The organism is Chryseobacterium sp. 22458 (genome assembly GCF_052044975.1).
Taxonomy (GTDB): domain Bacteria; phylum Bacteroidota; class Bacteroidia; order Flavobacteriales; family Weeksellaceae; genus Chryseobacterium.
The window spans coordinates 378280-392744 of sequence record NZ_JBQEOA010000004.1 but is presented as its reverse complement, the minus strand read 5'-3'; the positions used below and the strand labels follow the sequence as shown (position 1 = coordinate 392744).

General features: G+C 38.0%; 12 protein-coding genes. 4 read left to right on the top strand and 8 right to left on the bottom strand.

What is annotated here, in order from left to right; translation table 11 throughout:
• Positions 1-21 precede the first annotated feature (21 nt).
• The 3 genes from ACTJJF_RS16060 to ACTJJF_RS16050 are packed head-to-tail and all read right to left on the bottom strand — an operon-like array spanning position 22 to position 2523.
• On the bottom strand, positions 22-510 hold the full coding sequence (locus ACTJJF_RS16060) for a DUF6691 family protein (RefSeq protein WP_440700289.1): 489 nt from the start codon (positions 508-510) through the stop codon (positions 22-24).
• Between the two features lie 24 nt (positions 511-534).
• A complete protein-coding gene (locus ACTJJF_RS16055) occupies positions 535-1098 on the bottom strand; it encodes a YeeE/YedE family protein (RefSeq protein WP_312299686.1) in 564 nt (187 codons plus the stop codon).
• Positions 1099-1107: 9 nt separating this feature from the next.
• A complete protein-coding gene (locus ACTJJF_RS16050; protein ID WP_440700288.1) occupies positions 1108-2523 on the bottom strand; it encodes an MBL fold metallo-hydrolase in 1416 nt (471 codons plus the stop codon).
• A 212-nt stretch (positions 2524-2735) separates the two neighbouring features.
• On the opposite strand from ACTJJF_RS16050, the gene ACTJJF_RS16045 reads away from it, so the two are divergent.
• Positions 2736-3755 carry a serine hydrolase domain-containing protein gene (locus tag ACTJJF_RS16045; protein WP_440700287.1) on the top strand — a complete coding sequence of 340 codons (1020 nt, stop codon included), beginning with the start codon at positions 2736-2738 and terminating at the stop codon, positions 3753-3755.
• Between the two features lie 62 nt (positions 3756-3817).
• Here the strand turns inward: ACTJJF_RS16045 and ACTJJF_RS16040 are convergent, their stop codons facing one another.
• The 3 genes from ACTJJF_RS16040 to ACTJJF_RS16030 form a co-directional block, all read right to left on the bottom strand.
• Positions 3818-4606: a sulfite exporter TauE/SafE family protein gene (locus ACTJJF_RS16040; RefSeq protein WP_440700286.1), complete on the bottom strand. Its 789-nt coding sequence runs from the start codon at positions 4604-4606 to the stop codon at positions 3818-3820.
• Positions 4607-4689: 83 nt separating this feature from the next.
• Positions 4690-5328 (bottom strand): Crp/Fnr family transcriptional regulator, encoded by a 639-nt coding sequence (locus tag ACTJJF_RS16035; protein WP_440700285.1) that lies wholly within the window; start codon positions 5326-5328, stop codon positions 4690-4692.
• A 19-nt stretch (positions 5329-5347) separates the two neighbouring features.
• Complete coding sequence (locus ACTJJF_RS16030; protein WP_440700284.1) at positions 5348-7597, bottom strand: beta-N-acetylhexosaminidase; 2250 nt, start codon at positions 7595-7597, stop codon at positions 5348-5350.
• Positions 7598-7831: 234 nt separating this feature from the next.
• Between ACTJJF_RS16030 and ACTJJF_RS16025 the strand changes: the two genes are divergently transcribed.
• Entirely contained in the window at positions 7832-8662 is an 831-nt protein-coding gene (locus ACTJJF_RS16025; RefSeq protein WP_440700283.1) for a DUF4197 domain-containing protein, read from the top strand.
• Between the two features lie 528 nt (positions 8663-9190).
• Here ACTJJF_RS16025 and ACTJJF_RS16020 read toward each other — a convergent pair.
• The gene (locus ACTJJF_RS16020; protein WP_065397170.1) at positions 9191-9844 is read right to left on the bottom strand and encodes a CoA transferase subunit B; all 654 of its coding nucleotides are present in this window, start codon (positions 9842-9844) and stop codon (positions 9191-9193) included.
• Positions 9845-9968: 124 nt separating this feature from the next.
• Here ACTJJF_RS16020 and ACTJJF_RS16015 point away from each other — a divergent pair, with 124 nt between their 5' ends.
• Positions 9969-11771, top strand: a complete 1803-nt coding sequence (locus tag ACTJJF_RS16015; protein ID WP_440700282.1) for an ABC transporter ATP-binding protein — start codon at positions 9969-9971, stop codon at positions 11769-11771.
• Between the two features lie 53 nt (positions 11772-11824).
• Here ACTJJF_RS16015 and ACTJJF_RS16010 read toward each other — a convergent pair whose 3' ends face one another.
• On the bottom strand, positions 11825-12523 hold the full coding sequence (locus ACTJJF_RS16010) for a CoA transferase subunit A (RefSeq protein WP_440700281.1): 699 nt from the start codon (positions 12521-12523) through the stop codon (positions 11825-11827).
• A gap of 384 nt (positions 12524-12907) precedes the next feature.
• Between ACTJJF_RS16010 and ACTJJF_RS16005 the strand changes: the two genes are divergently transcribed.
• Entirely contained in the window at positions 12908-14437 is a 1530-nt protein-coding gene (locus ACTJJF_RS16005) for a membrane-binding protein (protein WP_440700280.1), read from the top strand.
• Positions 14438-14465: the final 28 nt, after the last annotated feature.

Genomic DNA, 14465 nt, shown 5'->3' with positions numbered 1-14465 from the left:
AGTTAAAATGATTTTAATACTTTAATGAGGTAATTTATCTCTGAAATAGCCATAAACCCATGTTCCTGCAATAGCGCTCAAAAGGGTAACAGATACGGCTAAGGCTCCTGTTCCGATCTGGGCAAAAAGCGGTCCCGGGCATGCTCCCGTAATGGCCCAGCCAAAACCGAATATGAGTCCGCCATAAATCTGGCCTTTACTGAACTTTTTAGAAGCTATTGTGATAGGCTCACCATGGATGGTTTTGATATTGAATTTCTTAATCAGCCCTACAGAGATCATTCCTACCAAAACTGCACTTCCGATAATTCCGTACATATGGAAGGACTGTAGACGGAACATTTCCTGTATTCTGAACCAGCTGATCACCTCTGCTTTTACGAAGATCACTCCAAATATAATTCCTGCAGCAAGATATTTCAGGTTGTGATACCATTTGTATTTATGTATTTTCTCTTTGATACGGTTTGTATCAGATGAAAAGCTATTATTTTCTCTTTCTTTGATCATGATATAAATCTTTTAAAATGATGTTTACAGGGAAAGTATTACAGGCAGAATAAGATTCGCCATTAAAAACCCTCCTATCATAAAGCAGATTGTTGCTACCAGAGAAGGCCACTGCAGATTGGAAAGTCCCATAATGGCATGGCCGCTGGTGCATCCGCCTGCATACCTTGTTCCAAAGCCTACCAGAAAGCCACCTATGACCATCATGATAAACCCTCTGAGCGTCAGCAGGCTTTCAAAATTCATCAGCTGTACCGGGACCAGATTGCTGTAGTCTGTAATTCCGTATCCGGCGAGTTCGGTTTTCAGATCAGGATTCACTTTTATATCCGAAGGATTGAGCAGGAAGTTGGCAGCAATCATTCCGCCCAGAAAAATTCCCAGGACAAAAAACAGATTCCAGGCTTCTTTTTTCCAGTCGTATTTGAAAAAATTCACATTTGCCGGTACACAGGCTGCACAGATGTGCCTTAATGATGAACTGATCCCAAAGGATTTATTTCCCATCAGCAATAAAGCAGGTACGGTAAGCCCTATCAAAGGACCTGCAATATACCATGGCCAAGGTTCTTTTATAATCTCCAACATATTTTTTACCTATTTATTTAAAATTTTAGTCTGGCACACAAAATTGCTTTTAGGAACTGATGTAAAAGCAATGGCTTTAAAACCACCTTCAATTTCGGTAAAATTTCTGTAACCTCTCGCTTGAAGGATGCTTGCTGCCATTGTACTTCTATACCCGCTTCCACAATGCATATAAAAATGTTCCTGTGGCTGTACATCATGAATCCATTCATTGATATAAGCCAAGGGTTTACTGTATGCTTCATGAATATGCTCTGCATGGTATTCACTTTCCCGTCTTATATCTATGATCTTTACTTTTTTACCCCTGATTTCTTTTTCAAACTGCTCAGCAGAAATACGGTTGACCGAATCTGTCTCCTTCCCTGCTTTTTTCCATGCGTCAAAACCTCCTTCCAGAAATCCTAAAACATGATCAAACCCTACCCTGCTTAAACGGGTTACCGCTTCTTCCTCTTTCCCTTTTTCTGTCACCAGTAAAATAGGTTGGTTAACATCAGCAATTAAAGCGCCCACCCAGGGGGCAAAGTCACCGTCTAATCCAATATTGACAGCCTGTGGGATAAAACCTTTGGCAAAGGTACTGTTGTTTCTTACATCCAGAATCAAAGCTCCTGATGCTTCTGCCATTTCCTCAAACTGTTCCGGGACAAGGGCATGTAATCCCTGTGAGAGCACCTCATCAAAGCAGTGATATCCTTTTTTATTCATCATAACATTCATTCCGAAGTAGGCAGGCGGAGGCAAGAGTCCGTCCGTTACTTCTTTAATGAAACTTTCTTTATCTTTTTGGTTAAGGGCATAATTGGTTTTCTTCTGGTTTCCCAATGTGTCTAAAGTTTCTTTCTGCATATTTTTACCACAGGCGGAACCGGCTCCATGGGCAGGATATACGGTAATATCATCATGTAAGGGCAGAATTTTATGATACAGGCTTTCATAAAGCATCCCTGCAAGTTCTTCCTGGGTCATCTGAGCTCCTTTCTGGGCAAGATCCGGACGTCCCACATCGCCAAGGAATAAAGTATCTCCACTGAAAAGGGCTGTTTCCACTCCATTTTCATCAATCAGGAGATAGCAGGTACTTTCCAGTGTATGTCCTGGTGTATGAAGAACTTTAATTTTAATATTGCCTATTTCAAACAACTGACCGTCTGCTGCAATGGTGGCTTCAAATTCGGGACGTGCTGTGGGCCCGTAAACTATCGGAGCCTGGGTTTTTCTGCTTAAATCAATATGTCCACTGACAAAATCTGCGTGAAAATGGGTTTCAAAAATGTATTTTAGCTGCACCTGTTCTTCTCTCAATCTGTCAATATAGGGTTGAGTTTCTCTCAGAGGATCAATGATCGCTGCTTCTCCGGCTGAGGTGATGTAATAAGCTCCCTGTGCCAGGCATCCTGTGTAGATCTGTTCTATTTTCATTTTACTTTTTTTATTTGAAATGGTTTAAACTTTTTACTGTTTCAAATAACTTTCCTGTTATCTATTACAAATCTCCTCCTTTCTTTTTACCTCTACAGCTACTTTTGTTACATAAAGGGTTGAATAAGATGAAATAAAATTTTGACATCAGCAGACTCATGGTGTAACTTTTCAACCTCCTCACCTAACTTATTGAATATTAAATCTAAACCATGGCCAGAATACTATTTATTTTCAGCTTTATTCTTTTATTCCTGTTTTCCTGCAAGAAATCGGAAACGGATATTGTCATTGATTATTATAAAAAAGGGAAATTTAACGGTACTGTTCTTATTGTAAAAGAGGGTAAAGTAGTCTGTGATACAGCATTAGGCTACAAAAATTTTGAAAATAAGACTGTGTTAACGAAAAATACACCCTTTTGCATTGCTTCTATCAGCAAACCTTTTACGGCTGTAGGAATTATGCTTCTCCAACAGGAACATCTTCTGTCGTATGATGACAAAGCAAGCCGCTATGTTCCGGATCTTCCTGCCTACGCACAAAATATCAGTATACGACAGCTACTTACGCATACATCCGGTCTGGCAGATTATGAAAACGTATTGATCCAGAAACCTAAAATTACCAATGATGATGTGCTGAACTTCCTTAAAAAGCAGCCCGGATTAAAATTTCCTTCCGGAAGTAAGTTTGAGTACAGCAATAGCGGGTATATCGTATTGGGAAGAATTATTGAGACTCTATCAGGACAGTCATACCGCAGATTCATGCAAAACAGAATTTTTACTCCTTTGAAGATGGAACATTCCTTTGTTTATGATTCCGAAACTCTTCCACCCTCTGACAGGGCTGAAGGTTATAATGCCAATAAAAAGCCTGACGATTATGATCTTCTGACAACGGGCGATGGCAGCATCTATTCTACTCCATGGGATCTTTACAAGTTTGATCAGGCATTAAGAAAACATCTGCTGTTGAATGAAGAGAATTCCAAAATCATGTATGAGCTGCCCATTTTAAAAGACGGACAACGGAGTGAGTATGCTTTTGGATGGTATGTTTCTGAGGATACAGGTATGCATACAGGCGGAGTAAATGGCTTCAGATCTGTCATGTGGAGAGATCTGAAAAATAACAGCTGTATTATTGCACTGACCAGCCAGGGAGATTCCTTTCCTGTCTATCAATTTTTAGATGCGGAGAAGAAAGCGTTGATAAAGAATAAATAAATGTCTTAACAGTATCAAAAGAAGACTGTACTTTATATATTTTGAAGTGTACAGATTGTAATTTAAAACAGATGACGGGCTTCTTTGCCTATAATATAGATTCCCAATATTAAAATAAACCATCCAAATGCAGGTTTCAGTTTCTTACCATCTATTTTCTTTGATAAATGGGTACCGATCATTATTCCGGCAACGGCGATAGTGGTAATGGAGATCAATATCTTCCAATCCGTTTTTGCAGTTCCTGCAGAAGACAGAAAGCCAATGAGAGAATTAAAGGAAATAATCACCAAAGAAGTTCCGATTGCTGTTTTCATAGGAATTTTTAAGAGGTTGACCAACGCCGGGATAATCATAAATCCTCCTCCAGCTCCCACCAGCCCCGTTAAAACACCTACTATTGAACCTTGTCCCACTGCCAGCAAAGTATTTTCTTCATCCGGGCCATCCATCTTTACTGTATTTCTGATCATTTTATAAGAAGCCAGGATCATCAGCCCGGCAAAAATCAATAACAGGAAAATGTTTTTAGTCAATATGAACCCTTTAAAACTAATGAGCACATCCGGAATGAAAGGCAACAGATACATTCTGGTCAGGAAAATTGAAATAATGGAAGGAAATCCGAAGATGAAAGCCATTTTAAGATTGACTAATCCTTTTTTAAAATAAGACACAGAACCTACAAAACTACTTATTCCTACAATAAAGAGTGAATATTCTGTGGCTATCAAGGCATCAAATCCAAATAAATAAACCAGTACGGGAACTGTAAGAATACTTCCTCCACCCCCGATTAATCCGAGAGAAACACCTATTAAAACTGATGCTGCATATCCTATGATTTCCATTTTTTACCATTTAAATAATAATGCAAAAATGGAATTGTTTGGGAAGGTCTACAGCTACTTTTGTTACAGAACAGATTTTTTTATTACTGATCTGTGGTCTTCAGAAGGACGATCTTATTTCTCCCGAGTTTTACCTTTCCTTCTTCTTCAAGCTGTTTTAGGAGTCTGGATACCACCACTCTGGCAGTTCCCAGCTCATTGGCAAGCTGTTCATGGGTAGTATGAACAGTATCTGAATGGGTAAGTTCTGATTTTTTATGAAGAAGGTTCAGGAGCCTTTCGTCTACTTTTTTGAAGGCAATGGCATTAATGATATCCAGCAATTCTTCAAATCTCTTATGGTAAAGTCTGAAAATATAATCCAGCCACTCCGGATATTCTTTGATAAACAGGGAGACCTTATCCACCGGTAGAAAAAGGATTTCTGCATCTTCTTCTACTTCGGCTTTTACAATACTTTTTTCATTGTGCATTCCGCCCAGAAAAGACATGATACAGCTTTCCCCGGCTTTGATGTAATACAACAGGATTTCTCTGCCGTCTTCTTCAGTTCTGATCACTTTGATCATCCCTTTCATCACAATCGGAATAGAACGGATAGACGCATTTTCATCCAAAATGAGATCCCCTTCACTGTAATTTTTCGTTATTCCGCTCCGGTACAGCTTTTCTACAAGGTCCGGTGAAGATGAAAATTCTGAAGAAAGTATGGTATCCTGCATGTTGTATAATTCTGTAAGGCTAATTTACGCCAATTTCATCTACAAACAGCCACGCTTTTGAATCTGCTCCCGGATTTCCTGCCGGGATGATGCCTGCATTTTCTACGATCACTTTAAGATATTTTGTATTTTGAGCGCCTACATTCAGCCTGATTTTTCCTTTGGTATTCTGAATTTCTTCTTTTCCGATCTCTTTGATCAGTTTAAAGTTTTTCTGATCGTCAGATACAAAGATTTTAGCTGATTTTGCCAGATGAATCCAGCTTCCTTTATTCTCCAGGGTATTGAAATAAACTTCAGAAAATCCGGTTTTTTGTCCAAAATCTATTGTCGCTGTAACATCTTTCCCCTGGAATCCCAACCATGTTTTTCCTAATTGTCTCGGATTTCCTATAATCCCGTCAATAAGGGTAAATGCACCTCCAAAAGAATAGTTCTCACTTGGCTGCTGCTCCAGTGTAATTTTTTTTCCTGTAGTTTTTGAAACTGTAAATTTCTGTTCAGAAATGGCACTTTTCAACTGACCGTCTTCAAAATAAGCAGATTTAATCGTTAAAGAATTCGGAACAGATACAGGATTTCTATAGGTCTCAGACTGTACCGTAGGATTTGTTCCATCCAGCGCGTATCTTATTCCGTTTGAGTTTTGTGAGGTAGAAAGCTCATAGGCAATACCATTATTGGAAGGAATTACTTTTCCCGAGATATTATAGATACTTCTGGCATAGTTCACCTTCATTTTGTCCAGAACTTTGAACTGGCTGATCACCCTGTTTTCAAATTCCTTATAATTTTTAGGATCCGATGTACCCCAACCTACTTCGGAAAGCGCCATCAGCCTTGGGAAGATCATATATTGCACCTGTTTAAAATCTAAAATATATTCAGCCCACAGATTCGCCTGAACCCCCAGGATGTATTGGGCCTGCTCCGCATTCAGCTCTGAAGGTATAGGATTATAGGAATAGACTTTATCCAGCGGTGTGAAACCACCGAAAGCATTCGGTTCTGACTGGGGATCACCCTGATAGTGATCAAAATAGCAATACGCACCCGGCGTCATTACTGCAAAATGTTTTGATTTTGCGGCTTCAATACCTCCGTTTACCCCGGTCCAGCTCATGACAGCGGCATTAGGTGCCAGTCCTCCTTCCAGAATTTCATCCCAACCAATGATTTTCCTGCCTTTACTATTGACAAATTTTTCAATCCTGTGAATAAAATAGCTTTGTAAACCATGTTCATCTTTCAGGTTATTCTTTTTGATCAGCTCCTGGCAATGTGCACATTCTTTCCATCTGGTTTTCGGGCATTCATCACCTCCGATGTGAATGTATTGGGACGGAAATAGTCTGATCACCTCCTCCAGAACATTTTCCAGAAATGTAAATGTTTCGTCTTTCGGGCAGAAAACATCATCAAAAACGCCCCATTTTGTAGCCGGTTCAAAAGGTCCTTTTGTGCAGGCAAGTTCAGGATAAGCTGATAATGCAGCCAGTGCGTGCCCTGGCATTTCTATTTCCGGAACCACTGTAATATGCCTTTCCTGAGCATATTTTACGACATCTTTTATTTCTTCCTGCGTATAAAAATACGGTCCGTAAGGTTTCCCGTCAAAAGTATTGTCAACATAAGCTCCAATCATAGATTCTTTACGTTTTGAGCCTATTTGTGTGAGTTTAGGATATTTTTTAATTTCAATTCTCCATCCCTGATCATCCGTCAGATGCCAGTGAAACGTATTCAGCTTATACATGGCCAGATAATCAATATACTGTTTCACCTCAGCCACAGTGAAAAAGTGACGGCAGACATCCAGGTGCATTCCACGCCATGCAAATTTTGGCTGATCCTCAATTTTTAAGGCCGGAATCTTCTTTTCAGTTTTATAATTTTCAAACAATTGGCTTACAGTCTGAAGAGCCAGGAAATATCCTTGCTTTGTATACGATTGAATATGAATCTGCCTGGGAGAAACTTCAAGTATATAAAACTCTTCTTTTCCTGCAGGAGCATTTGGAAGTTGTGAATAGATCAATTGAGCCTCGGCTTTCTTTGATATCTTAAACCTGATCTCTGAGTTTAACCGTTTTTTAAAATATTCCGTTTCATTTTCAGGCAGATCATCACTTAAGATCAATACATCAGGAATGGAAAAATTTCCATTGTTCAGCTGTACATTTTGAGGATAAGGGATTACATTCAATTTATTCTGGGCAAAAATGAGAGAGGAAAGTAACATGAAAAATGCTAAAAAAGTCCGTGTCATCAGATAGGATTAAGGTTTTAGCTAAGATACTTATTTTTCAAAACTCTTGAGACTTTTTAAACATAAAGTCGTAAAAAGCTTTTAAATTCTTATTATATTTTAAAATGTAATGCAATGAAAATACTTCTCGAATTAAATCTATATTTATTTTAAATAAAACTAAAAACTATGGTTTATTTTTTGATAAGTTTAGACCATTAAAAAAAATAACGTTTAAATTTGTAAAAAAATACGATGAAAAAAAGCATTTTTCTTGCAGCCGGATTATTCTTCTCAATCTCTACACAAGCACAACTTCTGGATATCATCAAGTCCACCGTTAAAGATAAAACAGGTGTAGACCTGAATGTTCCTGTGAAAAATAATGGAACCACATCTACTACAACCAATACAGGCATCAATACTCCAAAAACCACCAATAATTCATCTTCCAGTAATGTCAATCTCGGAAGTCTTACTTCAACACAAATTTCTTCAGGACTAAAAGAAGCGCTGAATATCGGTGTAACAGACGGCGTAAAAAAACTGGCCGTTACCGATGGTTTTTTCAGAAATGAAGCAGTAAAGATCCTGATGCCGGAAAAATTAAGAAAAATTGATACTACATTGAGATCTATCGGTATGGGAAGCCTTGCTGATGAAGGAGTAAAGCTTTTGAACAGAGCCGCTGAAGATGCCGTAACAGAAGCAGCTCCTATTTTCACCAAAGCAATCACTTCCATGACCATTACCGATGCCAAAAATATTTTACTGAGCAGCGATAATGCAGCCACCAACTATCTTCAGACTAAGACCCAAAGCCAGCTATTCAGTGCTTTTCAACCCAAAGTAAAAGCTTCTTTAGGTAAAGTAGGTGCAGATACTGTATGGAAAAACCTGATTTCAAAATATAATACTTTCACCGGGCAGTCTGTAACAACGGACCTGAACGAATATGTGACGACAGAAACCATCAATGGGGTTTTCAAAATGGTAGCAGATAAAGAAAGCGGAATCAGAAATACTCCCGCTATGAGAACGACGAGTATTCTGCAGAAGGTTTTTGGAGCTCAGGATAACAAGTAAAATCAGAAGCTAGAACTTAGAGGTTAGAAGTTAGACTGACATACTAACTGTTTAGATATACAAGCTGTTTCTGGATGAAGCAGCTTTTTTTACTGGGCTTTAATTTCTTTTGTCTTGAAACAAAAGAAACAAAAATTCAAGACCGGGATTTCTCCGCTAAAAATAATTCCTATTCTCTAAAAATTCTAAACTTGTGCGAATTCTATATGGGTTAATCAGTTCTGAATAGGTCTCGCACTTCGGACAATAGAATTTTCTTAACGTTCACAGGATTTATTTTCTTAACGCTACGATCTCCTATGTCGGTTGATATCATAATCAGAAGTATTTTTCAAGGTATTAATAAAGTCCTACTATAGAACAAGAAAATCGTAGATTTTCAAATGCTTATGTGAACTTCTTATGCAGGAAGCTTGTCACTTAAAAATAACTAAAGTGTTTAAAAACTTTTGTGACTTTTGTGGTTTACCAAGTATGCATACGGCACAAAAAAACCTTGCCAGTGACAAGGTTTATATTTTATGGAGATTAGAACTGCATTTCAGGAATTTCTCCTTCAATAATCAGGTCTGCTTCTGTAGCTTTAATGATATCTTCTACCGAAACTCCAGGTGCTCTTTCCAGCAGTTTGAATCCTGCAGGGGTCACATCCAGAACAGCTAATTCAGTAACGACTTTTTTTACACAGTTTACCCCGGTTAACGGAAGTGTACATTTTTTAAGGATTTTGCTTTCTCCCGCTTTGTTTACGTGCATCATCGCTACGATAATATTTTCAGCAGAAGCTACCAGATCCATAGCGCCTCCCATTCCTTTTACCATTTTCCCGGGAATTTTCCAGTTGGCAATATCTCCGTTCTCTGAAACTTCCATCGCTCCAAGGATGGTAAGATCTACTTTCTGACCACGGATCATCCCGAAACTGAAAGCAGAATCGAAGAATGAACCTCCGTCTAAAATAGTAATGGTTTGTTTTCCGGCATTGATGACGTCAGCATCTTCTTCTCCTTCGAAAGGGAAAGGTCCCATCCCCAGAACTCCGTTTTCACTCTGGAATTCTACGGAAATACCTTCCGGAACATAGTTGGCAACCAAAGTAGGAATCCCAATTCCCAGGTTTACATAATAACGATCTTTCAGTTCTTTTGAAATTCTTTTGGCAATTTGTTCTTTTGTAAGCATAATAAAAACTTAGACTGCAATTTAATTATTTTAAACTGAATACAAAAGGGCTTTGTTGTGTTCAACAATTAACACTGTTAGTTAAAATAATATCTGTAATTTTGTTCCATTATTTTTTAATAGAATGAAAATACTTTTTAGATATCTAAAACCTTATCAGTGGCTGATCATCATCTCTTTATTTCTGGCTACTGTTAATCAGGTTTTCTCGTTATTTGCCCCTGCTATTACCGGAAATATTCTTGATCAGCTGGTGACGAATCCTAACTTTTTTGATAAAGAAAAGTTATTACCCAGAAGTCTGAATGAATATCTGTATGGAAGTCCGGTTTATCACGGTGCTTTTTATTTTTTAGGACTGCTTATCGGGACTGCTATGGTAAGCAGGATTGCCAAGGCATTTCAGGATTATGTGGTAAGTGTGATTACCCAGAAGTTTGGAGCCAAAATATTTACAGACGGCTTAAAGCACTCTATGGCTCTGCCTTATCAGGAATTTGAAGATCAGAGAAGTGGTGAAACTTTATCAATTTTAACGAAAGTAAGAGAAGATACTGTAAAATTCATTACCAATTTCATTAATATTTTCTTTGGAATTTTAGTCAGTATTATTTTCGTTTCAGTGTATGCGATCCGTTTACACTGGTCCATCATGCCTGTTTATATCTGTGGAATTTTCCTGATTGCCTTTGTTACCAATTTATTGAGCAAGAGGATAAAAAGCATCCAGAAGAATATTGTTACCGAAACTACAGCCTTAGCCGGAAGCACAACAGAAAGCTTGAGAAATATTGAAATTGTTAAAAGTTTAGGATTAACCCATCAGGAAGTGATCCGTCTGAATAACAATACGTATAAAATCCTTGGGCTTGAATTGAGAAAGGTCAAAAGCATCCGTTCTTTAAGTTTCATACAGGGAACAATGGTTAATTTTCTTCAGCAGCTGATTACCCTGACTTTACTGTATTTAATTTTTAAAAATATCGTAACTCCGGGGCAATACCTGTCTCTTATGTTTTATGGCTTCTTTATTTTCGGGCCAATGCAGGAAATTGGAAACATTATTATTTCTTATCGTGAGGCAGAAGCTTCTCTTCAGAACTTTGACCGTTTGATGAAAAAAGAAGTGGAAGAAAAACCTCTTCATCCGAAACAAATCGGAGCCATTGAAGAACTTGAATTCAAACATGTTTCTTTCAAACACCAATCTGCGCAGTATAAAGCTTTAAATAATATTTCTTTTGATGTCAAAAACGGAGAAACCATTGCTTTTGTGGGCCCAAGCGGTTCCGGAAAAAGTACGTTGGTGAAACTATTGGTGGGATTGTACAGACCTCAGGAAGGAAATATTTTTTACAATGGAATCAATGGAAAGGAATTTGATTTTGATGAGCTGAGAAATCAGATTGGTTTTGTGACTCAGGACACCCAATTATTTGCAGGAACGATTAAAGAAAATCTCCTTTTCGTTAATCCTTCAGCCACAGAAGAGGAACTGGCCATTGCCTTACAGAAATCAAGCTGTACAGCTTTACTAGAAAGAGCTGAAAAGGGAATTGAAACCGTTATCGGTGAAGGCGGACTGAAACTGAGTGGCGGTGAAAAGCAGAGAATTGCCATTGCAAGAGCGCTTCTGAGAAAACCTCATCTTTTAATTTTTGATGAAGCAACTTCTGCGCTGGACAGCATCACTGAAGAGGAAATCACTTCTACAATCAAGGACATTTCAAAGGAAAGGGAACAGATCACCGTTCTTATTGCGCATCGTTTAAGTACGATTATGCATGCAGATAAAATTTATGTTCTTGAATGCGGACAGGTAGTAGAAACAGGTTCCCATGCCAATCTTATTGACGAAAAAGGACTTTACTACGCCATGTGGCGGCAACAAATCGGGGAAAGAAAAACACTTACTCCTCAGGCCTAAAAAAAACAAAAGCGCTGAATTCGTTTTCAGCGCTTTTTTATTGTTGTTTGAGCCTATTCTTTTCTTACAGTTCTTTGCTCAATTCTCTTTTCAAATTTTTCTCCCTGGAAGATTCTCTGAATCATGATTCCCGGAATATGAATCTGATTCGGGTCCAGTTCTCCCGGTTCTACCAGTTCTTCTACTTCGGCAATGGTAATCTTACCTGCACCAGCCATAGGATGGTTGAAGTTTCTTGCTGATCCTTTAAAAATAAGGTTTCCTGCATGATCTCCCTTCCATGCTTTTACGATAGAAAAGTCTGCTTCATAGGCATGCTCCAGGATATGAGGCTTCCCTTTGAATTCTTTCACCTCCTTTCCTTCTGCGACTTCGGTTCCGTAGCCTGCCGGAGTATAGAATGCCGGAATACCTGCCTGGGCCGCTCTGCATTTTTCAGCCAGAGTACCCTGTGGAGTAAGCTCTACTTCCAGTTCTCCTGAAAGCATTTGTCTTTCAAACTCAGCATTTTCACCCACATAGGAAGAGATCATCTTTTTGATCTGTCTTTTGTGAAGCAATAATCCCAATCCGAAATCATCTACTCCTGCATTGTTTGAAATACAGGTAAGGTCTTTCACATCACTTTCTACCAGTGCATTAATTGAGTTTTCAGGAATTCCGCAAAGTCCAAACCCGCCAAGCATCAGCGTCATCCCATCTTTAATTCCTTCGATGGCCTCCTTTGCATTTTTTACTCTTTTATCTATCATGAAATATTAGATTTTTCTGTTGGCTAAATTTAATAAAATTTTCCCGTATATCCGATGAACGGAATTGATCTGAATTTTTTCCTTTTCTGAATGATATTTCTAACGATTTAAATTCATTAAAAATCAAAACATTACTTAAAAAAACGAACAGATCGGTTCATTTTTTATATTCTTCTCATCAAATTGATTTATATTTGGGGTTTCAAATCTGAAAGCACAGTATATTTTATAGTCTGATGAAAGAATTTATTTAAACACAACTATGCAAAAATTATGACGGGACGATTTACAACTGTTGTATCTTCATCATTTAATCTGCACTGATATTACTGTACCCGAACGATGGTCCTCAAAATCCAAAATCATTTAACTTAATAAAAAAACATGAAAAAATTATTTGCATCGGCGCTGTTTGTATTGGTATTCGGCTTCAATGTATTCGCACAGGAAAAGACCTATTTTGATGAAAACTGGGAAAAAACCACCCAGGATAAAATGGAATATTATCGTGAAACATCTCCTAAAGGTAAACTTACTTTAATCAAAGATTATTATAAAGACGGAAAGCTTCAGATGGAGGGGCTGGCTTCTGATACCACTCCCAACAATGAAGTTTTTGACGGAAAAGTTACCTGGTATACTCCTGAAGGAAAAGTGATGAATACCATTACTTATTCTAACGGTAAGCAGGTGGGACCATCTCAAAATTTTGACGCCAGCGGCAGACTGCTGGAAGATATGGTCTATAAAGCGGACGAAAGCTTCTCCGGAAAAATGTTTGGCTATAAAGACCCGGAAGATGAAAACAGCTTCAACAGCCTTACGATTTATGAAAATTCTTTACATGTAAAAACCACGGTTTATGATGAAGATATCAAGGGAATCAGACATGAAACCATTACGGATAAAGACGGCAACTATGAAACTAAATATTATGGCGAAAAAGGGAAATATTTAGGAAGCGGCTATTCAAAATCCGGAGAAAATATGCTGGTAGACTATTACCCTAACCCGATGAGAGTCTCTAAAATTGAAAAATATAAAAGTGACGGCAGCGTAAAGGAAGGGATTATCTATGGTAAAAACGGAAAAGTCCTGCAGGAACAGAAAAAAAATAAGAAAGACGGCTACAAAACTACATATGACGAGTCCGGAAAGAAAATAGGTCATCTGATTTATCAGTATGATAAAGAGAATGATACTTACACTCCTATGGATGGTGAAGATTATCAGCTAAGCTATGACTATACTCTGATATCCTCCATTGACGTCTATAAAAACGGATCTATCATAACAAGCAAATACTTTGATGAAGCAGGAAAACTAACTTCAGAAAAAATCCTGAAGGATGATATTACCCAGGAGATCAAGTACTATAACCCTGACGGCAAACTGAAATCTACACTTACATATAAGGATGATATGCCTTACAATGGTATTTCCTATGAAGGGCTTACCGAAATGCAGTATAAGGAGGGGGTCCTGGTGAATACAAAAAATTATTTTGATGATCATAAGCTAAAGTCTGAGAAGAAATTAAATTCCAAACAAAATGCTTACGATGCTACAATTTATGACAATAAAGGTGCTGTTTTATATACGTATAACCAACCTGTACATGAAGAAGAATATGACTACAGTTTTACTGCCCAGGTTGTACAGTATGTAAAAGGTAAACCAGCCAACAAAGCATCTGTAAAAGAAGGTATTCTGCAAAATGGAAAAATCAGAATAAAAGACTATTACGGAGCAAAAGAGCAGGAACGTAGCGGAAAATGGATCTTATTAAAGGTGTATAATGGAGACGGAAAACTTGTTCAGGATTCCAAGATTCTGGCTGATAGCGGTGAAAATTTATCCACTGACAGCAATACTGTTATTCAGGAAGATCAACTGTACAGTGATGGTGAGTAAATCCGGAAGGATTCATACTATAAAAACA

Excerpts from the sequence above, each read along its gene's own strand:
- ACTJJF_RS16015 (WP_440700282.1), top strand. The coding sequence starts at position 9,969 with ATGAAAATACTTTTTAGATATCTAAAACCTTATCAGTGGCTGATCATC.
- ACTJJF_RS16020 (WP_065397170.1), bottom strand. The coding sequence starts at position 9,844 with ATGCTTACAAAAGAACAAATTGCCAAAAGAATTTCAAAAGAACTGAAA.
- ACTJJF_RS16035 (WP_440700285.1), bottom strand. The coding sequence starts at position 5,328 with ATGCAGGATACCATACTTTCTTCAGAATTTTCATCTTCACCGGACCTT.
- ACTJJF_RS16010 (WP_440700281.1), bottom strand. The coding sequence starts at position 12,523 with ATGATAGATAAAAGAGTAAAAAATGCAAAGGAGGCCATCGAAGGAATT.
- ACTJJF_RS16005 (WP_440700280.1), top strand. The coding sequence starts at position 12,908 with ATGAAAAAATTATTTGCATCGGCGCTGTTTGTATTGGTATTCGGCTTC.
- ACTJJF_RS16055 (WP_312299686.1), bottom strand. The coding sequence starts at position 1,098 with ATGTTGGAGATTATAAAAGAACCTTGGCCATGGTATATTGCAGGTCCT.
- ACTJJF_RS16050 (WP_440700288.1), bottom strand. The coding sequence starts at position 2,523 with ATGAAAATAGAACAGATCTACACAGGATGCCTGGCACAGGGAGCTTAT.
- ACTJJF_RS16025 (WP_440700283.1), top strand. The coding sequence starts at position 7,832 with ATGAAAAAAAGCATTTTTCTTGCAGCCGGATTATTCTTCTCAATCTCT.
- ACTJJF_RS16060 (WP_440700289.1), bottom strand. The coding sequence starts at position 510 with ATGATCAAAGAAAGAGAAAATAATAGCTTTTCATCTGATACAAACCGT.
- ACTJJF_RS16040 (WP_440700286.1), bottom strand. The coding sequence starts at position 4,606 with ATGGAAATCATAGGATATGCAGCATCAGTTTTAATAGGTGTTTCTCTC.
- ACTJJF_RS16045 (WP_440700287.1), top strand. The coding sequence starts at position 2,736 with ATGGCCAGAATACTATTTATTTTCAGCTTTATTCTTTTATTCCTGTTT.
- ACTJJF_RS16030 (WP_440700284.1), bottom strand. The coding sequence starts at position 7,597 with ATGACACGGACTTTTTTAGCATTTTTCATGTTACTTTCCTCTCTCATT.